23 protein-coding genes and 1 tRNA gene are annotated in these 26,411 nt (G+C 44.1%); 16 read left to right on the top strand and 8 right to left on the bottom strand.

What is annotated here, in order from left to right; translation table 11 throughout:
- Positions 1-2 precede the first annotated feature (2 nt).
- Complete coding sequence (locus D0C16_RS12655) at positions 3-944, bottom strand: 3-oxoacyl-[acyl-carrier-protein] synthase III C-terminal domain-containing protein (RefSeq protein ID WP_151032714.1); 942 nt, start codon at positions 942-944, stop codon at positions 3-5.
- Positions 941-5,200: a non-ribosomal peptide synthetase gene (locus tag D0C16_RS12650; protein WP_151032713.1), complete on the bottom strand. Its 4,260-nt coding sequence runs from the start codon at positions 5,198-5,200 to the stop codon at positions 941-943. The genes D0C16_RS12655 and D0C16_RS12650 overlap by 4 nt, the downstream gene beginning before the upstream one ends.
- Before the next feature lie 601 nt (positions 5,201-5,801).
- On the opposite strand from D0C16_RS12650, the gene D0C16_RS12645 reads away from it, so the two are divergent.
- The 7 genes from D0C16_RS12645 to D0C16_RS12615 all read left to right on the top strand — a co-directional run bounded on the left by D0C16_RS12645 (position 5,802) and on the right by D0C16_RS12615 (position 14,164).
- Complete coding sequence (locus tag D0C16_RS12645; RefSeq protein ID WP_151032712.1) at positions 5,802-6,161, top strand: nuclear transport factor 2 family protein; 360 nt, start codon at positions 5,802-5,804, stop codon at positions 6,159-6,161.
- Between the two features lie 62 nt (positions 6,162-6,223).
- Complete coding sequence (locus tag D0C16_RS12640) at positions 6,224-7,204, top strand: 3-oxoacyl-[acyl-carrier-protein] synthase III C-terminal domain-containing protein (RefSeq protein ID WP_151032711.1); 981 nt, start codon at positions 6,224-6,226, stop codon at positions 7,202-7,204.
- Between the two features lie 22 nt (positions 7,205-7,226).
- Positions 7,227-8,432: a cytochrome P450 gene (locus D0C16_RS12635; protein WP_191968474.1), complete on the top strand. Its 1,206-nt coding sequence runs from the start codon at positions 7,227-7,229 to the stop codon at positions 8,430-8,432.
- Positions 8,432-9,235 carry a hypothetical protein gene (locus D0C16_RS12630; protein WP_151032709.1) on the top strand — a complete coding sequence of 268 codons (804 nt, stop codon included), beginning with the start codon at positions 8,432-8,434 and terminating at the stop codon, positions 9,233-9,235. The genes D0C16_RS12635 and D0C16_RS12630 overlap by 1 nt, the downstream gene beginning before the upstream one ends.
- Before the next feature lie 45 nt (positions 9,236-9,280).
- Positions 9,281-9,805: a DUF2938 family protein gene (locus D0C16_RS12625; RefSeq protein WP_151032708.1), complete on the top strand. Its 525-nt coding sequence runs from the start codon at positions 9,281-9,283 to the stop codon at positions 9,803-9,805.
- Complete coding sequence (locus D0C16_RS12620; protein ID WP_151032707.1) at positions 9,802-10,959, top strand: efflux RND transporter periplasmic adaptor subunit; 1,158 nt, start codon at positions 9,802-9,804, stop codon at positions 10,957-10,959. Before D0C16_RS12625 ends, D0C16_RS12620 begins: the two co-directional genes overlap by 4 nt.
- Positions 10,960-11,065: 106 nt before the next feature.
- A complete protein-coding gene (locus D0C16_RS12615; protein WP_255481914.1) occupies positions 11,066-14,164 on the top strand; it encodes an efflux RND transporter permease subunit in 3,099 nt (1,032 codons plus the stop codon).
- A 58-nt stretch (positions 14,165-14,222) separates the two neighbouring features.
- Here D0C16_RS12615 and D0C16_RS12610 read toward each other — a convergent pair whose 3' ends face one another.
- Positions 14,223-14,576 (bottom strand): nuclear transport factor 2 family protein, encoded by a 354-nt coding sequence (locus D0C16_RS12610; protein WP_151032705.1) that lies wholly within the window; start codon positions 14,574-14,576, stop codon positions 14,223-14,225.
- Between the two features lie 510 nt (positions 14,577-15,086).
- Between D0C16_RS12610 and D0C16_RS12605 the strand changes: the two genes are divergently transcribed.
- Both D0C16_RS12605 and D0C16_RS24780 read left to right on the top strand, forming a co-directional pair.
- Entirely contained in the window at positions 15,087-15,455 is a 369-nt protein-coding gene (locus D0C16_RS12605) for a 4'-phosphopantetheinyl transferase superfamily protein (protein ID WP_151032704.1), read from the top strand.
- A gap of 11 nt (positions 15,456-15,466) precedes the next feature.
- Positions 15,467-15,736: a 4'-phosphopantetheinyl transferase superfamily protein gene (locus tag D0C16_RS24780; protein ID WP_370458221.1), complete on the top strand. Its 270-nt coding sequence runs from the start codon at positions 15,467-15,469 to the stop codon at positions 15,734-15,736.
- 522 nt (positions 15,737-16,258) lie between these two features.
- Here D0C16_RS24780 and D0C16_RS12595 read toward each other — a convergent pair.
- A protein-coding gene (locus D0C16_RS12595; RefSeq protein WP_225318661.1) for an IS3 family transposase occupies positions 16,259-17,418 on the bottom strand; the annotation gives its coding sequence in 2 pieces (ribosomal slippage) (positions 16,259-17,163 and positions 17,163-17,418; 1,161 coding nt in all).
- A 203-nt stretch (positions 17,419-17,621) separates the two neighbouring features.
- Here D0C16_RS12595 and D0C16_RS12590 point away from each other — a divergent pair.
- The 5 genes from D0C16_RS12590 (at position 17,622) to D0C16_RS12575 (ending at position 20,672) form a co-directional block, all read left to right on the top strand.
- Positions 17,622-17,990: a hypothetical protein gene (locus tag D0C16_RS12590; protein ID WP_151032702.1), complete on the top strand. Its 369-nt coding sequence runs from the start codon at positions 17,622-17,624 to the stop codon at positions 17,988-17,990.
- 129 nt (positions 17,991-18,119) lie between these two features.
- Positions 18,120-18,800, top strand: a complete 681-nt coding sequence (locus D0C16_RS12585) for a hypothetical protein (protein WP_151032701.1) — start codon at positions 18,120-18,122, stop codon at positions 18,798-18,800.
- An 86-nt stretch (positions 18,801-18,886) separates the two neighbouring features.
- A complete protein-coding gene (locus D0C16_RS24025; RefSeq protein WP_191968473.1) occupies positions 18,887-19,051 on the top strand; it encodes a hypothetical protein in 165 nt (54 codons plus the stop codon).
- Positions 19,052-19,088: 37 nt separating this feature from the next.
- Positions 19,089-19,571: a conjugal transfer nickase/helicase domain-containing protein gene (locus D0C16_RS12580; RefSeq protein ID WP_191968472.1), complete on the top strand. Its 483-nt coding sequence runs from the start codon at positions 19,089-19,091 to the stop codon at positions 19,569-19,571.
- A gap of 156 nt (positions 19,572-19,727) precedes the next feature.
- A complete protein-coding gene (locus tag D0C16_RS12575; protein ID WP_191968471.1) occupies positions 19,728-20,672 on the top strand; it encodes a site-specific integrase in 945 nt (314 codons plus the stop codon).
- A 171-nt stretch (positions 20,673-20,843) separates the two neighbouring features.
- Here D0C16_RS12575 and D0C16_RS12570 read toward each other — a convergent pair.
- Positions 20,844-20,920, bottom strand: a tRNA-Met gene (locus D0C16_RS12570).
- A gap of 179 nt (positions 20,921-21,099) precedes the next feature.
- Here D0C16_RS12570 and aroA point away from each other — a divergent pair.
- The gene (gene aroA / locus D0C16_RS12565; RefSeq protein ID WP_151032698.1) at positions 21,100-22,386 is read left to right on the top strand and encodes a 3-phosphoshikimate 1-carboxyvinyltransferase; all 1,287 of its coding nucleotides are present in this window, start codon (positions 21,100-21,102) and stop codon (positions 22,384-22,386) included.
- 86 nt (positions 22,387-22,472) lie between these two features.
- Here aroA and D0C16_RS12560 read toward each other — a convergent pair whose 3' ends face one another.
- A complete protein-coding gene (locus D0C16_RS12560; RefSeq protein WP_151032697.1) occupies positions 22,473-22,943 on the bottom strand; it encodes a nuclear transport factor 2 family protein in 471 nt (156 codons plus the stop codon).
- Positions 22,944-22,988: 45 nt separating this feature from the next.
- Entirely contained in the window at positions 22,989-23,600 is a 612-nt protein-coding gene (locus tag D0C16_RS12555) for a glutathione S-transferase family protein (RefSeq protein ID WP_151032696.1), read from the bottom strand.
- A gap of 212 nt (positions 23,601-23,812) precedes the next feature.
- Between D0C16_RS12555 and D0C16_RS24020 the strand changes: the two genes are divergently transcribed.
- Positions 23,813-23,953 carry a hypothetical protein gene (locus D0C16_RS24020; protein ID WP_191968470.1) on the top strand — a complete coding sequence of 47 codons (141 nt, stop codon included), beginning with the start codon at positions 23,813-23,815 and terminating at the stop codon, positions 23,951-23,953.
- On the opposite strand, the gene D0C16_RS12550 is transcribed toward D0C16_RS24020, so the two are convergent.
- A complete protein-coding gene (locus tag D0C16_RS12550) occupies positions 23,946-26,276 on the bottom strand; it encodes a M48 family metallopeptidase (RefSeq protein WP_151032695.1) in 2,331 nt (776 codons plus the stop codon). The genes D0C16_RS24020 and D0C16_RS12550 overlap by 8 nt on opposite strands.
- Positions 26,277-26,411: the final 135 nt, after the last annotated feature.

The raw sequence follows: 26,411 nt of genomic DNA, 5'->3' as shown, positions 1-26,411 counted from the left end.
ATCTAAACCCGCATAAGGGTAACGGCGCTGAAGGTCACAAAGCCTCCAACGGCAGTAAGTAGATAACGATTTCCTTGTTGTGTTTTATTTGCCTTTTCCAGATGTTGCAATGCAATAAAGTGATCGCCTGAAAAACAATGCGAGTAGCGGGTGATATTGTCCCGGTAAACACGGTCTTCCGGAAATCCAGCAATTTCTGCAAGGTTTTTCACAACGGAAAAGTTGTAGTTTGGTGTAATCAGAAAATTGTATTCATTTGAGCTGGTCAGGTTATTTTTGTAGGATTGTTGACAAATTTCGCTGAAGCGCCTGGAGTATGCAGTAATGAAATGCAATGCATCTTCAGGGCGGTTGTATTGACTTATTTCCGGTGCATAGAGGTGATCTATCGAATCTATTCGATAGGAATCTTTGCGTACCTCTCTACTTACAATACAGCTAATAAAGGCATCACTATAAACAGATGTGCGGCTTGGCAATATGCGCGATATTTTATTGTCATCCAATGCGTCATAGCCAAAAACAGCGATATGGTTTGCCCGCCCCTCCGCACACAGGAGCTGTGCTAATTGAAGCGCCTGCGTATGATTAGTGCACTGGTTATAGAAAACACCGTATGGAATTGCCCGAGTGATTCCCAGGTCATGCAACGCCATAGGCACATCGCTATGCTGGATATAGGGGTCCAGTGTTGTCGAAAAGAAAATAGTCGCATCGATATCATCAGCCGAGAGTTTGGCTTGTCCTAATGAACGTTCCAGGTTCTCTGTAATTAGTGCGTTCAGTGATGTTTGCAATTTCGAAAAACGCTGTATTCCCAACCGACTCAATTGATGGATTGCGGCCTGATTGTCAATTGCATCTTGCATTTCTTCGATAGGGATCCAGTCACCACACCGATGAGAAAATGAATGAATATAAATTGGTTTTGCGGGAATGGTCATTGGTGCTCTCTATAAAATTCGACAACCATGGGTAGAAGATCTTGCAATGCCTCAGCTGAAATCACTTGAAAGTGGTTTGCATCAATCTCTCGCTTTGTCACATCGGGTAGTGCTTCGAGCCACACATCGCTATGAGATAGCGGCTCCAAATAATCAAGTAATGCGGAATCTCGACGAATAGCATCGATAAATAGAATTGGCGCCTTTGTGGTAAGCGGAATATGCGATGAAATCGCCATATGATTGCTTTTATAAATATTAAATAGTCGCGTTAACATGACGTCACTCAACGAAACATCAATGCCCCGCGCAAGTAACCATTCTTTACCACGCTTTATTAATACGTCATCAGCAGCGTTACCGTTTTCACTTAGGATATGAGGATGCTTCCCTTCGGTGATGTCTGAGAAAAATGCATTAACGAGGGATAAATTTGAAGTGCTTTTGAAATTGCCGGTAGCGGTGGGAACCCAGGTATCCAGAATGGCTACTTTAACCTCTCTTCCTTTTTTGCTGATAATCCGAGCCATTTCAAGGGCTATCAATCCGCCCATGGACCATCCCAAAATTAATATTGGCCCTGCCAATTGTTTGTCAAGAATGGCTTGGGTATATACATTAGCCATCTCCTTGATAGTGGTTAAAGGCGTTTCTTCGCTATCGAGGCCTATCGATTGGACACCAAAAACTTTTCCTTGCCACAATTGCGCAAAGTCCCGATAACAAAATACATTCCCCCCAACCGGATGCACGCAATACACTGTATTCTGGTTTGGTTTATTATTCAGCGCCACTAAATTGCTCGGTCCATTATCCACCAGGGCCTCAATCGCGACGGCGAGTTCTTTTGGTGTCGGCGCATCAAAGATCAAACCAAAAGGAAGTTCTTTCTTAAGTTTTTGACTCAGGATGGAGAGCATTCGAATTGCTGATATAGATGTTCCACCAAGTTCAAAGTAGTTTTGATTCGAGCGTATGGTTGCTACACTCAGTAGCTCCGCCCAGATATCCGTGATGAGCTTTTCCAGTGGTGTCGAGATAGTATCTGGCAATTCGCTAACGGTAGATTCGGCAAGCGAAGCCAGTGCAGACCGGTCTATTTTTTTATTAGCGGTAAGCGGCAGCGATTCCAGGATTATTACCTTGGTTGGTATCATATATTTAGGCAAGTATTCTGATACCTGCGCTAATAAGGAATCAGGTGTCGTGTCAATTTTTAATACCACAAATGACACCAGTTGTTGATTTTGGAGATTTACAATGCTGACGGAGTCCTTTACGGACGATAGTTTTCCGAAAGCTGCATCCAAATCGCCGAGCTCTATACGATGACCACGAATTTTTACTTGCGTGTCCCGCCGACCGAGAAATTCAAGCGTTCCATCCGGCCAATATCGAGCCCAATCTCCGGTTCTGTAAAGACACTGGTCGTTTCCAGCATGCCGAATAAACTGGAGGGACGTGCGCTCCGGGTCTGCATAATATTCTTTTGCAAGCCCCTTTCCGCCAATATAGAGCTCACCGGGTACCCAATCGGGGGCATCTTCCATTTGTGGGGTTAGCACACAGAAATACTGGTTCGTTAATGGCTTCCCGTACGGTATGCTCGTCCAATCCGCAGGGACGTCTTTCACAATATGATAGTTGGACCAAATCGATGCTTCTGTTGCTCCGCCCATACTGATCAATTCACTTTGCGGTGCAAGCTTTTTTATACGATCAGGTAAGCTAATAGGGATCCAATCACCGCTCAAAAAAATGTTCGTCAAATTTTGTAGTGCATCCAGCTCCCGCAATTCACAATATTCAACCAACATTTCAAAAAAGGCTGGTACACTATTCCAGACACTGACTTTAAATTCTTCGATCAACGTGCATAGATGAATGGGATTTTTTGACAATTTATGATCTGGCAATATTAACGTTGCACCAGAGCTAAACGTCCCGAAAATATCGTAAACCGACAAATCAAAATTCAACTCGGAAACGCCAATAATTTTGTCCTTGTCCGTTACATTGAATCGTTGATTGATATCGACGATTGTATTCATAGCGCTTTCATGGGTAATAGCCACACCCTTGGGTATACCAGTTGTTCCAGAGGTGAAGATAACGTAACCAAGATCGGACGGTACTTGAGAAAACCTTACGTCGAAGTTTGCTTCAAAGTGTTTATCGTAGGTTGGTACTTGAATTTTTGTAACACCTTCAAATTCCAGCGCTCCTATGCCATCAGAATTATCCAGAGTGTAAAGAAACCGGAGATTACATTTATCAACGATTTGCTTAACCCGCGTAACTGGAGTGTCTATAGCGATAGGCACATAAACACCTCCCGCCAAAAGAATTGCCAGGGTCGCGGTAATTTGCTCGGCACTCTTGGGAAGGAATACACCTACCAATTCATTCTTATGGAGCTGGCGTGCTGTTAACTCTCTGGCGCTCGCTTGAGCCCAGGCTAAAAGCTCAAGATAACTCCAGGAATAGTCGAGAGTCCGCAGGGCTTGCTGCTGGGGAAACTCGAGTGCACTAGCTACTAAAGCTTGGTGAAGTAGAATATTCGAGTTATTGTCTTTGCTAGTATTATTTACGAGTGTACGGATTTCTCGTTGTCTGGATGGTAACAAGTCAGGAAGTTGATGCGTCCAGGCTGATGAATTTTCAGATGAAAGATGGCCCAACAAATTTTGATAGGCTTCCAGCATACTGCTTATAAAATCCAGGGGAAGAATATCCTCGCGCGCGTCCCATTGCAGAATTAAATTTCCGTTATTTTCTAAAATTTGATGATCGAGCAGTACATGGGGAGTTTGCAATCCACTTTCTACTGGCTGCCAGCCAAATTTTTCCATGAAAAATGCTGTTTCATGATCGCTTTGGGGGCCTAAAGCGCTCGCAAAAACCACTGGCATTAGTGGTTGTCCATCCGTATAGCCTTTTTGCGCGGCTAATTTTCTCAGCACATCTGTTCCGGATACGGCTACATGCTCCATATCTGAAAACAGTTGCTGTTGCAAACTCAATGCATTCTTCGAAAAAACACCAGCGTCAAACTTTACTTCTAATAAAAGTGTATCGCTTAAACATCCAACCAATTTGTCGACGTCAGGATGAAATGGAAATCGATTTCCATGCATCATATTGAGCGTGAAATGATTTTGTCCGGTCCATCTGGACAGAATTTCAGAGAACACTGCACACACCGCTACAGTCGGAGTAATGCCGAACGCAGCGGCATTCCGCTTCAAATTTTCCCATTTAACTTTTGGCAACATGAATGCGTGACGCTTCATGATTACCGAGTCATTTGAATGCGATTTTGTGGCGCGATTTTTAGGAAGTTCCGGTGCGCCCGGCAACGTTTGCAAGCGCGCATCCCAGTAGGTTACCGCATTCATATAGCTCGTGTTGCTGCTACTGCGATATGCAGCCAAGTGCTGGAAATAATCTAGCGGAGTGCAATTTATTGGCTCAACACCCTTGCCGTTGTAGATAGCCCATAGATCATTGGCAAATACGTCAGCGGACATACCGTCCATGATAAGCAGGCGCCCCACTAATATAATCGAAACGCGCTCATGGTCTTCATAAATTCCTATGGCAAGATGAGGGCCATCGCTAAGGCTTCCCAGTTGTTTTTGAGTGTCTTCAACACTCTTACGTAGAATCTTCTCTTTTTCAGCTTGAGTGAAAGTCGATATATTTTCTCTGGTTATCGCAACCGCCGATTGTTCACCAAGGGAAAGCATCGCATTCTTGTCAAATCGAGCTCGAAATATCGGATGGCGATCAACAGCCTTAACCAAAGAGTCTATGAACTTCTGAACATCCAGAAAATCTGTCGCATAAATAGCACTCCAGGTCCCTGGGCCGCCCATCTCATAGTGGCGATATTCGCCATACCAGTAAGCTTGCTGTAACGGGCTCATCGCTGCCAGTGCGGAATCTGACGATGATGCTCCTATTAATGGTGATGTTCCTATTAATAAAGCCGAATTGGATTCCACGTTGGATTCAGATGCCCGAAGCTTTTCTGAAAGGTAATTCTGCAGGGATGATAATGTGCTGTGTTGCAAAACACAGGTTAACGGTAGCATCAACCCCAGTTTTTCCGACAGTTGCCTGGAAAATTCAATTCCACTAAGTGAGCTTCCCCCATATTCAAAAAACGTCGTCTCTGGACTTGCCTGGGAGATGTCCAGCTTCAAAAATTTACACCACAGGTCTATTAATGTTGACTCTATTGCATTAGCCACTCTCTAATCTCCGCAAACCATAGGTCCAAAGCCACATGCGCTAACCGCGAAATTATTCAAGCAAAAGTTATCCCAGAGCGCTAATCAGTGATTAGCGCCTCACGCTTGTAAAATAGGGAAAAAACTCTATCAAGAATCAAAACTTTCCAAGCAAGCAATCAACATCCAAATACTACTATTTGAAATTTTATTACGTGGCTTGCCACCTGGAATGTCACTGCTATCGGTCGCGCTTGTTATTTAAATTGCTCATGTATTTTCCTTATGCAGTAATTTGTTTTGCTGAAAAAAATCTGATCAGCCATTGTGGATTTCAAGAATTTTTAATTTGAAAGCTAACCCGGAATATCTTTATTTTTTATAAACATGAAGGCAATAACACTGTTACTTTTTACGCTAATATAAATTTGTTTTAATTGCAACACTGTTTATTTTGAAACATAAAAATAGCAAGTCATTGACACCTAAATTTGTTTACTTTTATGTTTTATGTGTCAAGATCTAATAAATATTTACGTTTTTGCTGCTAACTAAACACTTAAAGCCAAAAAAATAATAATTCATTGGCGTTAAATTCTTTAATTTTTAAGGAGAAGAAACCGTGAAGTTTATTTCGAAGCAAGAAGCAAAGGAAATTGCCGAGCATCATGTTTCTGTTTGGAATACCCATGATCTTGAAAAAATTATGAGCTTATATTCCGAGTCTATTGTTCTTGCGTCCCCACTAGCAGAAAAGATAACTGGCACACCAAGCGTTAATGGTAAAGCCGCTGTTAGAGATTATTTTGGCGCCGGAATAAAAAAATATCCGGACCTGCATTTTTCCCTTATGGGCATTTATGTTTGTGTAAATACCATCGTTCTTCATATGACAGGTGCCAACAACAACTCATTATGTGAGGTGCTTCACTTTAATTCTGACGGCCAAATCGAAAAGGTAATGGCGCATTACGAATGCTAATTCCGCATAGGCTATCAAGCATCGAGTGTTCTTCGTGTGTGGCATGATTTTTCGAGGGAATTATGGGTAACCGTGAGCGTAATGAGCCCCCTATATACATAGGATCAATGGCTTACCAGCTGGGCGAGATTGCTTGTGACATCCGCAAGGATGTTCAATGTGCCACCGGGGAGGAGCAGCGGTGGTTGGAGCTTCTCATTGAAAATGGCATGGTCCATTATTTTAAGTCTCGTCATTGCAGCCTGGATAACGCAGGCGATGTAGTTGAGTCAGTTTTGAGTCAATTTCAATGCAGTCCTGATGAGGTGGATGCAATTATTTTTACCAGTTACAGTTACAGAAGTGCCTACCTCCATGCCGATTTAAAAAAAGACAAACTGAATTTTTCTCGCTATATCAATTCCTGTTTGCAGCGAAAAGTAAAATTGAAAAATGCTACATTCTTCGGAACGTTTTTGGCTGAATCAGGCAATTTTGTGAGTCTCTTGCGTGCAGCACGAAACCTGATTCGCGCTGAAGGGAAGAAAAATGTTCTCTGCGTTAATGTTGATCAGATTCCGCATCATCCCACCCAGCGACGTGGCGCATTATCGGGTGTTATGACCAATTCGGATGTTGCTATGGCCTTCATGGTATCGTCAGAAAAGGGAGATTTTAACCTTGAGTCGCTTCATCAGGTTTTCAATCCTTATCTCAATACCTTGGGGCGAGGGGATGGCTTAAAAAAACAAATGGAAATTATGCGCGGTATTACTGACTCGGCCGCCAGTACACTGAACCAGGCGGACTGCAAGCCGGATGATTATCAGTATCTTATCATCAATAATTATTCTTTGAATTTAATGCAGCAATTCGCCAGTTATATGGGATTTTCATCAAATAAACTAATGGTAGAAAATTTACCCAAATTTGCCCATGCATTCACTGCCGATAACATTATTAATCTAACCACTATAGCTCCCAAATTAACATCAGGTGACAGGGTGTTTATGTTATCTGGAGGTACGACTAACTGGGGCTCCTGTAGCGTTCAAAAAATATGACTCTGATCAGGATATGAGAGATATGAAAATAACACCAGAATTTATTAATGATCCGTTCCCTGTGTACAGAACATTGCGCCAAACGGGGCGAATGCATTGGAGCGAAGCGAATGGCGGAACCTGGATCTTCCCTTGTTATGAAGATGTAAGGGAATTTCTAAAATGTGAGCGCTTCTCGGCACAAATGAAGGCTGAGCATTTTGTTAACCAGTTTCCTGAAGAAATCAGGCCCGACTATTCGGAGTTCAGTCGTTTTGTAAAAATGTGGATTGTTCTACTTGATGGGGCAAAACACGACAAATTGCGGCGTCTGATGAATCGGGGTTTTACGCCTAGATTTATCGATATCATGCGCCCCAAAATACAGGCAATAGCAGATGAACTTGTTGCGAATATGCAAGGTAAGCAAGAAGTTGATTTCATGGAAGTATTTGCCAAGCCATTCCCTGCAAAAGTTATTGCAGCAATGCTGGGTGTTGGTGATGAAAATTATCGCGATTTCACCGAATGGGCTGATGCTATCGTAGAGTTCACCGGGTCATTGGGGCCAACTGTTGAAATGTTAGACAAAGCAAACCACGGTTTGTTTTCAATGATGGAATTTTTCAGAGCAGAAATTCCCTTTCGCAGAAACCTCGATACCGCAGACCTGATAGGTTTGCTTATTCAAATTGAGGAAAATGGAGATTTATTAACAGAGGAAGAAGTGATTTCCAATTGTGGCCAATTGGTTTTTGCAGGCCATGAAACTACCCGTAACCTGGTTTCTACGGGGCTTTATGCGCTACTTCAGAATCAGGAGCAGTTTGCCAAGCTAAAGGCACAGCCAGAGTTGATGCGCAACGCCACACGGGAAATGATGCGCTTCACCAGCCCTCTCCAAATGGTGAAACGTGTTGCACAGGAAGATTGTGAAATCTATGGTAACAACGTTAAGAAGAATCAGGGCATCATTTTGTTATTACAATCTGCTAATCGCGATGAACAAAAATTTGCAGATCCTGATCGTTTTGATATCGAGCGCGACAATGCTAAAGATAACCTCGCATTAGGATTTGGTCCTCATGTGTGCCTGGGCGCAACCTTGGCTTATCTCGAAGCAGAAATTGCATTCGCTACGCTCTTTCGGGCTTTTCCCAATATGCGCCTCACCGATACGCCACCTGTTTATAATGCAAATCCGTTTTTACGTGGATTTTCTAGTCTTCAACTTCGACTGGTCGATTAATGCTTGCTATGAAAAATTCATGTTACTTACGGGATATTATTTTTTGGGAGGCCAATCCTTGTGGGCCAGACAACACTGATTCCAATGCTTCAGGGTCACTTGATCGGGCAGCGCTCTGCGTGAAAGAGTTCTTTCAAACCTCGTCAGTGCACCAGAACGAAGTCGATCTGGTTGTTTTGGCTACACAGGCATTCACCAGCGATGGGCCACTGAAGCAGGCCCATAACATCATTATGGATAATCACTACAATGTGAAATTTAATCAACGTGTGTTGTTTGAAAATGGATTAGTGAATATTCAGCTTCATGGCTGTTATACGTTGGTCTCCGGTGACTGGTTGTCTGCGTTACGTATTGCACGTAATTTTAGTTTTGCTGAAAACTTAAATAATATCTTAGTAATTGTTATTGATGATCCATATGAGGACGATGAAAGCCAATCGAGCGATATGCATATTGCTGTGTTTTGTATTTCTCAAGAATCAATAAAAGGGTGGCAGCTTGTTGACCTTAAACAGTATGAAATTGATGATGATATACCTCCGGAACTGACGGCAAATGTTGATAAGCAATTTGCTTTAGGCCAGACGGGCATGGAACAGTGCAAAATCCACCATTTTCTTTTGGATACCGGAAACAGCTTCATCCACCCTGGCGAAAACGGAATTCTGTTACGGGAAGGTAACCTATTGAGCAGTTTGAGGGCTCTCACTGAATCAAATACGACCTCTCGTTCGGTTACACAAGTGTCTCATCGTTGTTACTCTCAAATGACCATCGCGTCGTTTTTAAATATATCTTAACGTTATCTGGTGATTGGTTATTTGCGGTTTTCCTAGAGATTTTCCATGAATATATTTTTTTATCGCTCATTTAGTGCGTTAACTTTTATGAAAGTCTTTTTCTGCGGGTTAGGTGCCACGTTGGTGATGGATTTTCTTAATAAGGTTGGGGCTCTTCTGGGATGGGTTTATCGAATGGATTTAAACTTCCTCGGATGCGTATTTAATGGTTGGATTAACGGTGTGTACGAATTTAAAACCCCGGCAGAATTGCTAGCCTCCGGAGGTACAAAATTACAAGGGATGGTAGGGCACTATTTAATAGGCGTTTTTTTTGCAATTCTTCTGTTTATTGTGTCCCGTATATTTTTGTTGAATAAAAGAGAAGTAGCTGCGGCGGCATTAGTACTTGGGCTTTCGGCAGCCGTATTTTCACTTATTATTATTTTCCCCTCCACCGGGTTAGGTATTTACGGTTGGAAAGGGGGAGTGGGATTGTTTGGTACCAGTTTGTACAACCATTTGGCCTATGGCTTTGGTTTGGCAATCTTTTTTCATTTTACCCATTTAGTAGATGTGAATAAATCGTGAAAAATATATCTTTCGATCTCGGTGTAAGGAATAGGTTTTTTTACATATCCCTGATGATTCTTTCTGTAATCATAGGGTTTTATTTTTTTTGTTTCATGTTCATCGCCAAAACCGAAGCTGAGCCGCGCAAAGTGCCTGAGCTTATTGTTGATGTGGAGGAAATAATTCCACAGAATGTAGTCAGGGAAAGGGAGTTCGACGCTCAACTTGCTCCGGTAAAAAGTGCAGAAATACGCCCTCAGCTCGCCGGAATAATCACAGATATCCTGTTCGAGGAGGGGTCCGTTGTCAAAGAGGGGCAACGACTCTTTATTGTTGATCCTGATCTTCAAAAATCTTCGTTAAGCGTCGCTGAAGCACGCCTTGCTGCTGCTTTGTCTAAAGCAGAAATGGAATCCAATTCATTGATGCGAGCCAAGGCACTTTTGGAAAAGAAACTGATTTCTCCCAGTGCTTATGATTCCTCCCAAACCTCACATGCGGTTGCTGTTGCCGAGGTAGACCAGGCGAAGGCTTTGTTGACGCAAGCAAAAAAGGGGCTTGAGTACGCTTACATAACAGCGCCGATTGATGGCCGGATTGGCCGAGCTGAATTAACGGTAGGAAATGTCGTATCTATTGGAGCGTCGGCGCCCTTATTGACAACGATTGTTGAAAACAACGAATTTTATGCGGATTTTCATCTGGATGAACAGACTTACATGGACATCACTCGTGATAGTGCGCCGCTTAATACCCATTTTGTTCGAATCACCCGTCTCGGTGCTAACGCAGTTTCTTATAGCGGTGAGTTGGTTGCGTTAGACAATCAATTTGATCGCCAAAATGGCACCATTCGGGCACGGGCAAAGTTTAGGAATATTGACGGGGTGCTGAGAATGGGCATGCACGTTACGGTTTTATTAGGGATTTCACAGGAACAAGCACTACTCGTTCCCAATAAATCTATCGGAACCAGCCTGAATAAAAAATATGTTTATCTCATCAGTAGCGAAAGCCGGGCAGTTTATCGGGAAGTTGTTCTTGGTGATCCCCTAAATAACCACCACATTGTTGTAAAAGGTATTCGGCCTGGCGATAAGATAATCAAGGGCGGATTACCCAGAATTCGTCCTAATTCCAAAGTCATAATTGCAGCCAATGAAAGGCGTTAACCATTATTAAATTCACTGATTCTCTCAATTCCACTATTAATAAATAGAATTTACATACGCTATGACTATTTTGCGATTTTTGATCGGTAGGCCGGTGTTATCGATAGTGTTATCTTTAGCTATATTTATTCTGGGCTTGATATCATTTTTTGAACTGCCAATCTCCGAATATCCCAATCTCACGCCTCCGACCATTATAGTCACCGCCCAATTTCCAGGAGCCAATCCTTCAACGTTGTCTGAAGTTGTTGCTGCCCCGTTGGAAGAGCAGTTAGTTGGTTTGGAAAAATTGTCTTACATGTCTTCACAAGCAACAGCAGATGGCCGTCTCACTACAACACTGACTTTTTCCTACGATACTGATTTGAATGTCGCGTTACAGCTGGTTCAAAATCGCGTTTCCAGTGCTTTATCTCGCTTGCCTGAAATTACACAGAAGCTTGGTGTAAAGGTTTTAAAGAATACCCAAGAGTTAACCATGGCAGTTCACTTAATCTCGCCAAATAAGACCTATGACGAATTATATCTTCGAAACTTCGCGATGATGCATGTTAAAAAGGAACTGGCCAAAATCAAGGGCGTAGATTCTGTTGCACTTTTCGGCTCGGGCGAATATGCGATGCGAATTTGGCTTAACCCGGAGCGGTTAGCCCAGAGAAACTTATCCCCCAATGATGTTGTAACAGCCCTGCAAGAACAAAATGTCCAGGTTTCCAGTGGGCTGATTGGTGAAGCACCAGATAATGATTATTCTGTTTTACAGAAACCATTTGACATTCGAGGGCAGTTATCAACGCCTGAGGCATTTGGTGAAGTTGTTATTCGCACAGATAGGGATGGCCAATCCATTTTCTTAAAGGACATAGCCCGGATCGAACTGGGTGCCAATAATTATGGATTGAAGGCGCTGTTAAATAATCAACTGGCAGTGGCCATGTTCATCTTTCAGGCGCCACAGTCCAATGCAATTGATATTTCAGATGCTGCTCGTGCAACTATGCAGGAGTTGTCTAAAACATTTCCCGAGGACATTGAGTTTCGTGTTGTTTATGATCCTACCGTTTTTGTTAAGAGCTCAATGCGCTCTGTTTTCTTTACCCTCATAGAGGCGCTATTGCTTGTTTTTATCGTTGTGATTTTATTTTTGCAGCAATGGCGTTCATCGCTCATCGTTTTGTTGACAATTCCTGTCTCTGTTGTCGGTACATTTTTTTTCATCTACTGGTGCGGTTTTTCCATCAACACCCTTACTCTTTTTGGCCTTATTTTGGCTATCGGAATCGTGGTTGATGATGCGATTGTCGTAGTGGAAAACGTGGCGCGACACCTTGATCGGGGGTTACCACCCGCGCAAGCCGTTGACAAATCCATGAGTGAAGTAGGAGGTGCTATTTTCGCTATTTCTGCAACCCTGGCGATTATTTTTGTTCCTGTATCATTTGTTGATGGGCTTGCAGGAAAGTTTTATAGCCAGTTTGCATTGACAATCGCAATTGCGGCAACGATCTCTGCATTTTGCGCGCTAACCCTGACTCCAACTCTGGCTGCAATATTGTTACGCCCCCAGTCTCAAGGTATTGATCGAGTTGATAGGGCTTTGCATCGTTTTTTGGGCCGCTTTTTTGACGGGTTTAACAGGCTATCCAATTCATATTCATCGCAGTATGGACGACACGTGCAAACTATTATGGAGAAACGAGGAAAATTTATTGCTATCTACCTGGTTTTGGTCGGTGTGATGTTGGGGCTCGTCTATCTCGTACCCAAAGGATATCTTCCAAGCCAGGATAAGCAATACTTGATTTCAGTTGTTCAGCTTAATGAAGGTGCCACGCTTGCACAAACAACCGAAGTGGTGAAGGAGATGGCAGCTATTGGATTGAAAGAACCTGGCGTGGTTGATGCGGTTCAGTTTCCAGGGCTAAGCATTAATGGATTCACCAATAGTTCCAGCCAGGGAGTTGTTTTCTTTGTGCTGGATTCGTTTTCCCAACGTCGATCTCAACTGCTTTCTGCTGAGACAATCGCGCGTAAATTGCAAAAGAAATTCATGAATGTGGAGGAAGCGTTTGTTGCAATATTTCCTCCACCTGTCATCTTGGGTTTAGGCAATACCGGGGGCTTCAAATTACAGTTGGAAGACCGCGGTGGAGTGGGTAATGAAACTTTGCGCAACACAGTAAAAGCTATTCAGCGCTCATCTATGAGCTATGAAGAATTGTTTGGGGTTTATTCCAATTTTAATATTAATTACCCACAATTGAGCGTCGATATTGATCGCAAGAAATTAAAAAAACTGGGGTTGACCTATAAAAATGTGATAGATGCTATACAAATTTATTTTGGCTCTTTATACGTAAACGATTTTCGTCAGTTTGGACATGTGTATCAGGTTATCCTCCAGGCCGACCCGACATTTCGAAGCAGTCCGCCCGATCTGTTAAATATTAAAATACCAAACCAGGATGGGGAAATGGTTCCACTATCCGCAGTATTGCAAATCAACGACACTTTTGGCCCTGAGAGTTCTACCCGTTACAACACTTATTTATCTGCAGATATTAATGGCTTTGCAGGTATGGGTTATACATTGGGCCAGGCGGAAGAGAAAATGGTTTCGTTATTGGAGCAAATATTACCTGATGGTTTAACGTATGAATGGACAGATTTAAGTTACCAGGATAGAACTTCTTCCAATTCTCTTGTGTATGTCTTGCTCATCAGCATATTGTTTGTCTTTTTATTACTAGCGGCTTACTACGAGAGCTGGTCGCTGCCCTCTGTTGTCATTCTACTTGTCCCCTTGTCTGTGTTATCCGCCATGGTCGGTGTCATTATGTGTGACAGTGATAATAATGTTTTTACCCAGATAAGCTTGTTCGTATTGGCAGGCTTGTCCTGTAAAAATGTCATTTTGATTGTTGACTTTGCTCGCACGCTCGAAAAACAAGGCAAGTCCCATTACCAGGCAGCGTTGATATCCTGTCAGCTTCGCTTACGCCCTGTGCTCATGACTTCTGTTGCATTTATTGCAGGAGTGTTACCAATGGTTTTTTCATCGGGAGCAGGATCTGAAATGCGCAACGTTATGGGAGCCACCGTTTTCTATGGTATGGTCGGTGTAACCGTATTTAGTTTGTTTTTTACACCTATTTTTTATTCTCTTGTGCGACAACTTGAACAACCGGGATTCTCCCGTCCTTGAACTGCAGCATTTATGGAAGCCTAATTTATAGGCGTGAAAAAAAGCCGGCCTTTTTCAATTATTTGTAATTTGCTGCAGCCCTGATAACTAAGCCGCTTGAATCAAAGAAAAATACTTCTAATGCAGGTCCGCTAACACTCTTATAAAGGATTGCGACACTATCAACGCCAACAAAATAGTCAATCAACTCGAATTTTAGATTCGGAAATAGATTTAATGCCTTAGACCAATACTCCCTTATTTTTGATTTACCATCTAGAAGGCCGTTGTCCAAGTTCATAATTTTAATGATTTTCGGTGATGACATTCTAAAATCATCATGATAATGAGAAAGTACGTCTTCTAAACTATGTGAATTCCAAGAGTCAATCCACGCTCTGGCAAATTTTTCTGCAAACTCTTTTGTAATCATTACTAATTAAATCTCCACGGTTTTTATGAAATTTTACGTATGTTGGTGTGCTTGGATACTTTTGTTTTTAAAAAGCCATTTTATTAGAGTGTGCTAAAATTGACTAATGACTGAAAATGTCGAGATTCCATTTATTTGTAGTGCATGTGTACTCGGCAATTATGTTACTGTCAAAGGGCTCACTAAATTTAGGATTATATTGTTTTCTTACCTTACTGTAAAAGCGCTATCTCGAGTGACTTTAGAAAGGCATTCTGCCTAATATACGTGTTAACGCAATTTCAAAGTCATGCGCCTGAGAACAGATTTTAAAACCATTGTCTAATTTTAATGCATCAGTAATCTTCAAGTATCCGTTGACCTTATCGAAAGGTAATATATAAGATTAAAAATAACTAAGCTGAAAGCAGTTGTAATGTAGATGATAACGGGATTCTACAATAAAGCTCTTTTAAAATAAAAATAAAAATAAAAATAAAAATAAAAATAAATTAATTTTTTGGAAAATCTTTGGAATCAGATATTGATTTAAACGAAAATGAAATTCATTGTTGGTTAGTCAAAACTGATCAATTTTCTCCCTCGCTATTAGTAGAAGATCTGAAGTTTTTGCCGTGTAATGAAAGGCAAAGAATAGATAAATGCGAATGCTTAAATAATAAAAACGAAATGATTTTAGCTAGGGTTATGCTCAGATATGCACTTTCACTTTATGAAGATGTGCCGCCAGAACAATGGCAATTTGATTTTGGCAGGAATGGTAAACCAAGAGCATCTACCGAACAATTACGGATACAGTTTAATATTAGCCACAGTGGGGGGGGGTTGCAATTGCTATTTGCCGCAATCATGAAATTGGAATTGATGTTGAGAAAATAGTGGATGATAAAATGCTGTTGGATTTGGCATTTAGGTATTTTTCACCTTCTGAGTATGCGGATATATGTGCCCACGGCCAATCTCAAATTGTACGCTTTTTTGAGTATTGGACACTTAAGGAATCTTTCAGTAAGGCCAACGGTGCTGGTTTATATATTCCATTAAATCTATTTAATTTCTCCATTGGAGTTTCAAGTTACGATAATAGGATTAACCGCAATATACAGACAACTCAAAAGGGTAGCAATATTGCTTTCAGAGTTGGGCGAATTGGTTGGTAAACATTAATAACATGCATTGTATGGCTATGACCGTACATAAACACAAAATTTCTGCGAAAATACGTTTCTTTTCTTGCGCACCTTTTATCACGTATGAGGAAATAACATTACCCTTCTATTGATCGTAGAATCTACATTTTCAACTTTTGTCGATTGTTGTTTAGTCTAGTATTTTAAACAGACAACACAGGATGCTAACTTAAATGGGAGTTTTGGTTATAGATGCATAGCTAGGTTTAAACTAGTCGCGCGAAAATTTGTGAGCTGAAATAAATCCGGAAGCTTCGCTCGTGTTGGCGTATTTGACAAAGTACATTCAGTATCATTAATTATTGTCACGAAATTTTAATTTTTCGATAAACCCCTTACTGTAGTATCACTAATTATTGTCATGCGACACCCACAGAAATTCGATCAGATTATCGATATCGCTAATTATCTAGCTAATACAGGTGTCGTTTATAGCAACCATAGTGGTACAGAATGTTCGGTTGATCCCTACCGCCAACTTCGGACAGTTAACTAACATACATTTTTTGCCTCAAAGCGCTCGGGGCTAACAAAGCCAATAGCGCTGTGACGGCGGTAGCGATTGTAATCCACTTCGATATATTCAAAAATAGACTCGCGCGTGTGCTTTCCATCTAGCAATGGCTCGCCGTGAACCAGCTCAACCTTAAGTGAATGAAAGAAGCTTTCCGCACACGCATTGTCCCAGCAATCACCCTTGCGACTCATACTCTGTATTAGCGAATATTTTTCCAGTAAATCCCTAAACGCATGCGATACATATTGGCTGCCACGGTCACTGTGAACAATAACGCTTTTTGGGAATTTTCGTCGCCACAACGCCATCATCAATGAATCACAAACCAATTGCGCATCAATATGTTTGCTCATCGACCAACCAACAACTTTTCGAGAATATAAATCAATCATCACGGCCAGATACAACCAACCTTCTGTAGTTTGAATATAAGTAATATCGGTCACCCATTTTTCATTAGGTTGTTGCGCAGAAAAATCTCTAGCCAACAGGTTGGGCGCAACAGGTAGTGTATGATTGCTGTCCGTAGTCACCTTGAACAGCTTGGCCGCTTTTGCAATTAACCCCTGCCGTTTCAGGCTTTTCCGAATGGTTTTTATGTCGAGCGGATTATCTTGCTCCGCCAAATCATAAAAAATCCGATCCGCGCCATACCGGCCTTTTCCAGCCTCAAATGCTGCCTTTACCAACGCATCAATCGCTTCTCTTTGCTGCATGCGCCAACTAACCATTTCACGATTATCAAGCCAGCTGTAATACCCACTTCGCGAAACCAACAGAACGCGCGCCATCATCGCGATTGAATATAGCGCGCTATTTGTCAGCATAAATTCGTAGCGTTTTATTTTTGATGCTTCGCGAAGTAGGTAGCCGCCTTTTTTAGGATTTCAAGCTCCTCTGCTTGCTCGGCGAGCTGACGCTTGAGGCGTGCATTTTCAGCGGCGAGGAGCGATTCTCTTTCAACATCAGTACGGCTATTGTTGAGTGCGCTACGCCAACTGTAAATTTGACTGGCATATATGCCCAGTTTTTCGGCGGCTTCCGCTACGCTCAATCGTTCGGCCAGTTTAATGGCCTCACTTTTGAACTCGGCTGTATACTTCTTATTCTCTTTTGGGGTTGGTTTCTTGCTCATGGATCACCTCTGGAGTAAGTTTACTCAGTTTCTAAGGTGTCCGATATTCGCGGAGGGGATCAGATTGCATTTATGGAGGGACTTGCAAAACAGAGGGGGCATGATAGATTTTTTTCGATAAGTTTGTCATATCTCATAAATCGGTTGAAAAAACAAATGAGAAACCGGCTCATTCTCAGACTCTCGAAGTGAAGGAATTGAAAATGGATCAAATCCCTTTTAATCCAAAAGTAATTCAACTAACAGCAGGAGCTATAGGTCTTTCAGCTGCGTTGGTAGCTTACCAGTCATTTTCGACAGGAATAGAAGTATACAAATATCTGCCATACATTTGGGGTGCAGTAGTTACAGTGGGTATAAAGTTCACCGCTCCAAGAGTGCCTTTTTCAGAAGCAATATTGTGCATAGTATCTGCTCTCGCACTTAATTTCCTATGTGGCTTCCTTTTTTCTGCGGTATCCCCGTTTTTCTATTTTGTAGAAGGGGCAGCGATCGAAGCACTGTGCGTTCTTGGCTTCGGAGCAAGATGGGTCCGAAAGGGCTACATTCCTCCATGGGCAAATCGCTGGTAATACCGGAGTAATTGGAAAATGGGATTACACTCCATTGAGTATAGATTGAAGACTGTGAGTTATTTCAAATAGAGCTCGCTGTTGTACAGTGAGTCTCTTAAAAATTTACGCGAATTAAAAGGAATTCCCATGAGCTCGTCCGAAGCCCCTTTCTCTGAATTCACTGATATAGAAACGCCATTGAGTCGACTGGCCCATTTCGCGGGGCGGTATCAGAAAATACTGTCATCTATCAGTATCGATTTCCTGACCCAGGAGACGAAGGCAACGCAACGCAATCTTCTGTTAGTATCAGTCGCTACCGCACTCATAATCAATGGTCAGCTTGCTATAAAGGCTGATGATATCAAAGGACCATATAACGTAACACTTGGCTTCAGTGGTAACGGACTGCCTGAAGTTTTCGCCTGTCTAATCATCTACTTGCTCTTTTCGTACGTTGTTCGCATTCACACAGACTGGATTCAGTATTCGCTTACAACGGAGGCGTCAAATCTTCTATTGAAGGATCTTGAGGAAAAGTTCCTTCCGCTGCCTGCTCAAATGCCAAGTCCCGGTGAATCGGCAAGCGCCATTCAGGCAAATATGAACAAGGCGTGGGGCGAACCGGAGCTAAATGTCGATGTTGCAGAATTTCAAAAACTTCGCCTAGCCGAACAGAAATTAGAGCAATCAATCTTGAATCGAGACTGGCTAGAGAAACACGTACGACGAATTCGTTCTAATCTATTTTTGCGGGCCATTATTGATTTTATCTTTCCTGTGCTACTCGGCATCTATGCAGCGGTGACGTCTATTATTCAGCTCTAGCTCTATCTTGAGCTCAATAATAAAAAATGTGACCTAACGACCTATCAAGCTAACTGGCTTAGTGGTTCTCAACTACCGCTTTTGGTGTGCGCCGTGATAAGGCGGGGAACCAAAAATACGAAACTGCCGCCGACACAGCCGACACTGACGCGAATACCGATGATTTGCCATCGGATGCTGAAATCATGGCCGCGATCGCGGCCAGCGAGATCGCATTAGAAACTGCGCCCACTCATATTCGACACTATTGAGGAAACTCTGGAGTCTGCAGAGGCATCGCCAGAGGCTGTGAAAGACACCACTGACACTGCAACTTCAAACACACCGGAAACTGGTGCAGTGGCTGAGAATGTAGGATTGGTTCGGAATCTGGATTTTGAAGCACCGGATACTGCACAGAAGTTTTTAGCCTGGCTGCAACGCGGTTTATTGGAAAAAACCATTCTGATCAATAACAACGCTGCAGAAGTGCATGTGGTGGAAGAGGGTGTTTTTTTACTGGCCCCGGCAATCTTTAAGACATTTCTACGTCTGCATAATCTACCCGAAGACAAACACAAGAATCTGTCAAAGCGATTTGGGAATCTGCGCAAACACATTCGCAATGGTGATGTAAATATTCACCCGTACTGGGTTAGTTCAACGAATAGAGCCACCAAAATAAATGGTTGGTTACTGCCCTACAACGTCATCTATGAGAATGACTACCCGGTACCGAAACCCAACAAATACGTAAAAAAAGAGCTGGGCAGGGAGGTGAAAAATGGTTGACGCTTAAAAACATATGCTCAAATGATATGAGAAATTAGTCACATAATTTTGGCGTTGAAATTATCAAATTTATATTTCTGAGTATATTTCGCCGCCGTAAATCTAGCCACGGTTATGAGGTTTTCTCATAAGGGCTGTAGAAGCATGGAGATCTTCATGATGAGGAAAATTTTAGAAGTTGCAAATGAATTTGCGGAGATCAATATTTTTAATGATCACACTCACAGAACAATTCAGGACAAAGTGAAGGTATTTTGTGAGCGAAGCGGGGCGGTGTATTTGAGTGATGTGAGTTTAGCCAGTATCACTCGCTTCAAAAAATCTACACTTGAAGTTGCTAAACCTGTTACTTACAACGGCTATATACGGTACATGAGACTGATCATGGACTATGCCAAATCTCAAGGATATATCGATCAAAATTTATTTAAGTCCATCCGTTTGGCGCCTGTTGGAGTGGCACCACGAAAAGTAATGGAGCTGGAGTTAATTGATAGGGCCTGTTTGCAAATTGTCCAGAAACCGCATGAATACCGCCCGCATTGGTTTTGGTTGGCTGTGATTTACACCCTGTACTATTCGGGAATGCGAAGGCGTCAGCTAGTCACGCTGAAGCTGAAAGATATTGATTTTGAGAACTCATTGATTTCGCTTAGTTACGAGGGTTCGAAGACGCACCGAAGCTGGGTTATACCTATGCACGAGAATGTATCTGCCAGGCTCCATGATTTGATTTTGAGATCTGAAGCTGCCCTGGGGCGCAAACTTAAAGATGATGATTTCCTTTTTTCGGCCGGCCGCTTTTATCCTCGTTACAAAGTTATTCGTGGAGGTGGTATGAAAGGGGGGGCGATAACTGGTTTTTTTAAACGCCTTGGAAAAAAGCTCGATCTTCCGATTGGTGCACACCGTTTTCGCCATACTTTGGCGACAGAATTGTGCAATCCACCAGGAATAGATTCACCGGATATATTTGCGGTGCAAGCGTTACTAGGTCATACGAGTATCCAGACAACCCGGAGCTACACCGAAACGAGTAGTGCGCGTATGGAATCTTTGATGAACAAAATGCGTGAGCCCTTTTCTAAAAGTTATGTTTGACTTTTAGAATTTTGGCGGCAATCATAGAAGGGTTCTTCGCGTTTTTCCGCACGGCGAAACGCTATTTTCCGCTGTACAGAGGCAGATCTGTACCTGATAGAGGTGCATGACTGGCTTGCATGACTTGAAAAACCCACCCCACAACGGTAGCGGGGCAGGTTCTCTAATGTATGGTAGCTAGAGGCGGACTTGAACCGCCGACCCCAGCATTATGAGTGCTGTGCTCTAACCGGCTGAGCTATCTAGCCATAATTGAGAGGCGCGCATTTTGGCGATAGCGGGGCTTGCTGTCAACCCCAAAATTGAAGGTTTGCAATGGTTTAGGGGTGCGAGCCCGGGCTGATGCGGGTATGATGCGCACTTTCTTTTTCGGGCCGGTGTGGATGGCCCTGATTTCGTTATAAACCTCTCGATAAACAGGCTCACGATGGAATTTCTCGATCTCGCTCCCGTTACCCGTGCCCAGGGCAGTGTGCATTTGCCCGGTTCCAAAAGTATCTCCAACCGTACTCTGCTGCTGGCGGCTTTGGCCCAGGGTGAGACCGAGATTCGCGATCTACTCAAGTCGGATGATACCGACCGCATGCTGGAGGCGCTGACGGCGCTGGGCGTTGGTCTGACCAGGATTGGTGAAAATGATTACCGGGTGCAGGGCACTGGCGGCAGCTTTCCGAACAAAGAAGCGGACCTGTTTCTGGGCAATGCCGGCACGGCGTTTCGCCCCTTAACGGCGGCGCTGGCACTGAGTGGCGGTACTTACAAGTTGCACGGCGTAGCGCGTATGCATGAGCGGCCGATTGGCGACCTGGTGGATGCGCTGCGTCAAATCGGCGCGGACATTACCTACCTTGGGCAGGAAGGCTTTCCGCCGCTGCTGATCAAGCCGGCGCAAATCGCTGCTAAAGGCACTATCAAGATTCGCGGCGATGTGTCCAGTCAGTTCCTGACGGCGCTGCTGATGGCGCTGCCGATGACCGGCAAAGAGACGCAAATCGAGTTGGTGAGCGAGCTGATCTCCAAGCCTTATATCGAAATTACCCTCAAGTTAATGGCGCAGTTCGGTGTGAATGTAGTGCGCGATGGCTGGGAGCGTTTCACTGTGCCAGCGGCAACTGGCTACAACAGCCCGGGCCGTTTGTTTGTTGAGGGCGATGCGTCCTCTGCGTCCTATTTTCTCGCGGCCGGTGCACTGGGCGGTGGCCCGCTGCGCGTGCAGGGCGTGGGTGCCAATAGTATTCAGGGCGATGTGGCCTTTGCCGATGCGTTGGCTGACATAGGTGTGACTATTACCAAGGGCGAAAACTGGATTGAGGCCTCTGCGCCTTCCTTGCCGCTGAAAGCCTTTGATCGCGATTTTAACCACATCCCCGATGCCGCCATGACGCTCGCGGTGGTTGCGCTCTTCTGCGATGGCCCCTCGCGTTTGACCAATATCGCCAGCTGGCGTGTGAAGGAAACTGATCGCATTGCTGCAATGGCAACCGAGCTGCGCAAGTTGGGTGCGATTGTGGAAGAGGGTGAAGATTGGTTGCGCGTAACGCCAGTGAAAGAATTAATAGCCAATGCGGCGATTGATACCTACGACGATCACCGCATGGCCATGTGTTTCTCGCTGGCCACTTTTGGTGGAGTACCTGTGCGTATCAACGATCCAAAATGCACCGCAAAAACTTTCCCAACCTATTTCGATGTATTTGGTTCAGTAGTTAAATAATTCATTAACTCAATGACCACATAATAAAAATGCCGCAACCGCGGCATTTTTTGTGTGCGAAATTTAGTTTTCTAACTAAGTCAATGTTAAAGCCCTAAATCACTCAGGCTTGGATGATCATCCGGGCGACGGCCCTGGGCCCAAAAAAACTTGCGTTCACTCGCATCAATCGCTAAATCATTGATGCTCGCGTAGCGCTTTTGCATTAAACCATTTTCATCGAATTCCCAGTTCTCATTGCCGTAGGAGCGAAACCATTGGCCGTCTTCGTCGTGCCATTCGTAGGCAAAACGTACAGCAATGCGATTGCCTTCAAATGCCCACAGCTCTTTAATCAGGCGGTACTCTTTTTCCCTGGCCCATTTGCGCGTTAAAAATTCCACAATTTGTGCGCGCCCCTGGGGAAACTCGCTGCGGTTACGCCATTGGCTATCGGCGGTATAGGCGAGTGATACTTTGTGTGGGTCGCGATTGTTCCAGCCATCTTCCGCGGCGCGAACTTTTTGGGTGGCCGTTTCACGGGTAAACGGTGGCAGGGGCGGGCGAGCTTCAGTCATAAATTAAATCCGCTAAATGAAAAATGAAAAGGAAAATAACCCTAATTAATCCGCAATGCGTTGTATGCCCGGCATGGTGATATAACCGGTTAAATGTTCAATTCGGCCCATCCAATTTTGCACGTACAAATAAGGCTCAAGGGAAAAATGGCCTTCATTTACCAGCGCGATGTAAGGGTAGAGCGCTATATCGGCAATGGTCAGCGTGTTATTCGCGAGCCAGGGGCGAGTTTGAAGATGCAAATTCAATACCGATAAAACCTGAGTGGTAATTTTGGTAGCTTCTTCCAGATTAATCGCGCGACCAAACTTGTGGTGCAAGCGCAACGCATTGGGGCCACGAGCAATTTCATTGGCGGCAACTGCCAGCCAACTCACCACTTCTGCCATGCGCGCGGGTTCGTGTGGAAACCATTCGTCAGCACCATAGGTGCGCGCGAGGTAAACCAAAATCGCTTGGCTATCGCGCACTACAGTGTCGCCATCCACCAATACCGGAGTCTGCCCAAAAGGGTTTAGCGTTAAAAATTCTTCGCTTTTGTGTTCGCCGGCGGCCCCGTTTAGTAACTTGCTTTCATAGTGCAAGCCTAACAGTGACAGCAGTAAACGAACTTTGTGGCAATTGCCCGATAAACCAAATTCGTAGAGCGTGATCATCGCCGGTATCTCCTTCAATAAAATTGCTATTTTGTTTAGAGGCAGTAATTTGCCCCAAAAATATTTCTACCGCTCAAGTAACCGAGAATTCGGGCTTCTGAATCGCTTTTTTGGACAAGGATACTGCCGGCGATGGGTTCGATATGGTTAACCTCTTCACCAAGCTGAGTGTCAGTTCTGAGTAGGATGAAGCCAGTCTGCCCGTAATGATCATGCTCAAGAAGCCTCAGGATCGGCAATTAATTATTTCTAAAGCGGGAATAATCGCTGGCATCGACAACGAAGGTGCAGATTCTTGTCGTGATGAGTTAAAGCCGGCAATCGCCGGCTCTCTACCGGCGGGAACTATTTAAAAAAATACCCCGTTTCCGGTGCGATGGTCATAAATAATGCGCCGCCGATAATAGCGGCCGCAATGATCAGACGTAGTGCGCCGGCCGCAATGCCATCTGCCGTTTGGAACCTATCCCAAAGGCCGAGGCGCTTTTGCAATTCCCGTTCTTCGCCGGGTGTTAGTGTCGGATATTCGCTCGGAATCGTTGCTGCTACAGGAGCCTCTTCAGACGCATCACCCTTGTTAATCCAAACTGCCACGCGAGTTTCTGTTTGCAGCAAGTGTTCGAGCGTGATTTGGCGTAAGGCTCCAAGCCAACCTAGCGAAGAATTAATCCAGCTATCGACCGCGTTGAGCCAACTACTTATGTTCTCGCGCGTTGGAGGTACAAACGTAAATTCGCCGAGTGTTTCATGCCAATTGGCGATGGCTAATTTCTCCAGTATATAGGGTGGCAAATTCACCTGGTGAGCACCGTTGTAAACCGCGTGTAATGCGGTAAATACTTCTTGCCCTGCATTGATCAAACGATCCAGTTCGCGCTTGCTAACATTACGGTCAGCGGTGATAACGGCATAGGTGTTATTCATTAATGCGCGGCTATCAATAATGTTGGCGTGTTGGTGATCGGCGTAATGCAGTAGCGCCAGCAGGCCATTTAAATATTTATCCCAGCCTTTACCCAATGTGCGGGCCGCCAACAAATGCGCCGTGCGACACTCCATATCGTGCTTGAGTACTTCCTGGTGTGCCGCGGAGCATTCGTCGGTCAAGGATTCAATCAATGCGGGCAATTCACGCTTCTTCACTTCCTTGCTGCGGAAACGAATGACGCCATCCGGTGGGGTATAAATTCCATCGCGTAACGCAATTAGCAAGTTGCGCTCTTTTTCCAATACCCGCAAATTATCCAGCTTGGCAACTAATGCTTGGGGATAAAGTTCGCGTAAGCTGTTTTGAACGGAGCTAATTTTAATTTCGTACAATTCATGGTGTTTTTGCGATGAGCGAACAATCGAGCGGCCGAGATAGGCGCCGCGGTAGCGTCCATTTAAATATTCGCGGGTGTAACGCTTATCCAATTCTGCAAAAATTTCTGCATCGGGTTTGAATTCCAGTTGAAAGCGCTCAAGCAGTTTTTGCGTAAAGGTTTCTTTAAGGGCGGCAGCGTTATCGAAAATAATCCAGCTGCTGCGATTGTCCAATACGCCGGCAACATAGGTTTTTTTCGCGTTTTGCTCGCGCTCGTGATTGTACGGATGCGTTGCCCACATGCGCGGTGGTTGGGCAATATCAGCGGTAAAAACACGATGCTTTTCCGGCTGCTCGCTGGGAATATCGCGGACTTTGCCATAGCTCGGATCATTCAGGATTTTGGCTGTGTGTTGCATAATCCGAGTCTGTATAACAAACACATCTTTGTTGGCAATACCTTGATTCACCTGATCGTTCAAAAAGCTTTGGGCATTGTCCCAGGCCTCATCCGCCGCCTGGAGCTTATGCAATGCATGGATTAATGCATCGCTACCGGTCACGGATACGGCGACCAGGTCGGCTTGAAATTCCATTTCGCGTGAAAGTGCGCGCTGGGCCAATAGCACCATATTAAAAAAGGTTTCCATGGTGGCGCGCAGTGACCACACAATTAAACGCAATGCCCAGCCGATCCAGGCAATACGAACATCCACATTGGAAAGAAAGCGCAAAAATTTATCCAGCGCGTCGCGTCGCGCGATAATGTGTGCGGCAATCTGCTGGGCTACATAAACCCAATTTCCCAATGCCATTGAGCGTTGCGCAAAATGGCCAAACTCATGTGCAAGCACGGCCTTTAGCTCGCTGATGGTAAGCACATTAATCAGCGGTAAACCAATTTCCAAATTCTTTTTGGAAGGAAAAATAAAATTCAGTAGCGATAAATCGTAAAACACGCAGGCATTTACGCGCGGTGATAAAAATACCCTGTGTGGTCTTGGTGCTCCGGTTTCGTCGGCCAGGCGGTTTAAAAACGCAATCAATTGCGGTTCGCTGGCCGCGGTAACTTCGTACTCCTGTTCAATGCTGCCTTTCTTCACGAACAGTAGTGCTTTAATCATAAACACGGCTAAAAAGCCGGAGCTGGCAGCAAGTAGCCAGATAAAGAGATTGGACTTTGGCGCAGCCAATTGGGTTGCCGCTAAATGGTAAGCGGACCAGGCAAACCAACTGGTGATTGCCAGGTAAAACAGGATGAAAGCCAGCAACCCCAATGCCGCCAGGGTTGCCTGGCGCTTATGGGATGCGCTGGGTTTGGTAAGGTCTGCGGGTACGTTAACCGGGTTTGCAGGGTAGATATGATCCATAGATAACTTCCTTTGTAAGTGGCTTGCTAAATAACTAACTGGGTTTGCCCTGGTGGTGGATGGGTACAGCGGGTTTAATTCCGAATTAGAATTTTGGTGACAGAGTGTAGTGATTGATCAACATTCCAGCAATTG

Source organism: Cellvibrio sp. KY-GH-1, from assembly GCF_008806975.1.
Lineage (GTDB): Bacteria > Pseudomonadota > Gammaproteobacteria > Pseudomonadales > Cellvibrionaceae > Cellvibrio.
Note: the sequence above shows the minus strand (reverse complement) of the source record. Positions and strands in the feature narration are given on the sequence as shown.

Excerpts from the sequence above, each read along its gene's own strand:
- D0C16_RS12655 (WP_151032714.1), bottom strand. The coding sequence starts at position 944 with ATGACCATTCCCGCAAAACCAATTTATATTCATTCATTTTCTCATCGG.
- D0C16_RS12640 (WP_151032711.1), top strand. The coding sequence starts at position 6,224 with ATGGGTAACCGTGAGCGTAATGAGCCCCCTATATACATAGGATCAATG.
- D0C16_RS12635 (WP_191968474.1), top strand. The coding sequence starts at position 7,227 with ATGAAAATAACACCAGAATTTATTAATGATCCGTTCCCTGTGTACAGA.
- D0C16_RS12630 (WP_151032709.1), top strand. The coding sequence starts at position 8,432 with ATGCTTGCTATGAAAAATTCATGTTACTTACGGGATATTATTTTTTGG.
- D0C16_RS12625 (WP_151032708.1), top strand. The coding sequence starts at position 9,281 with ATGAATATATTTTTTTATCGCTCATTTAGTGCGTTAACTTTTATGAAA.
- D0C16_RS12610 (WP_151032705.1), bottom strand. The coding sequence starts at position 14,576 with ATGATTACAAAAGAGTTTGCAGAAAAATTTGCCAGAGCGTGGATTGAC.
- D0C16_RS24780 (WP_370458221.1), top strand. The coding sequence starts at position 15,467 with ATGCTGTTGGATTTGGCATTTAGGTATTTTTCACCTTCTGAGTATGCG.
- D0C16_RS12590 (WP_151032702.1), top strand. The coding sequence starts at position 17,622 with ATGGATCAAATCCCTTTTAATCCAAAAGTAATTCAACTAACAGCAGGA.
- D0C16_RS12585 (WP_151032701.1), top strand. The coding sequence starts at position 18,120 with ATGAGCTCGTCCGAAGCCCCTTTCTCTGAATTCACTGATATAGAAACG.
- D0C16_RS12575 (WP_191968471.1), top strand. The coding sequence starts at position 19,728 with ATGATGAGGAAAATTTTAGAAGTTGCAAATGAATTTGCGGAGATCAAT.
- aroA (WP_151032698.1), top strand. The coding sequence starts at position 21,100 with ATGGAATTTCTCGATCTCGCTCCCGTTACCCGTGCCCAGGGCAGTGTG.
- D0C16_RS12560 (WP_151032697.1), bottom strand. The coding sequence starts at position 22,943 with ATGACTGAAGCTCGCCCGCCCCTGCCACCGTTTACCCGTGAAACGGCC.
- D0C16_RS12555 (WP_151032696.1), bottom strand. The coding sequence starts at position 23,600 with ATGATCACGCTCTACGAATTTGGTTTATCGGGCAATTGCCACAAAGTT.
- D0C16_RS24020 (WP_191968470.1), top strand. The coding sequence starts at position 23,813 with ATGCTCAAGAAGCCTCAGGATCGGCAATTAATTATTTCTAAAGCGGGA.
- D0C16_RS12550 (WP_151032695.1), bottom strand. The coding sequence starts at position 26,276 with ATGGATCATATCTACCCTGCAAACCCGGTTAACGTACCCGCAGACCTT.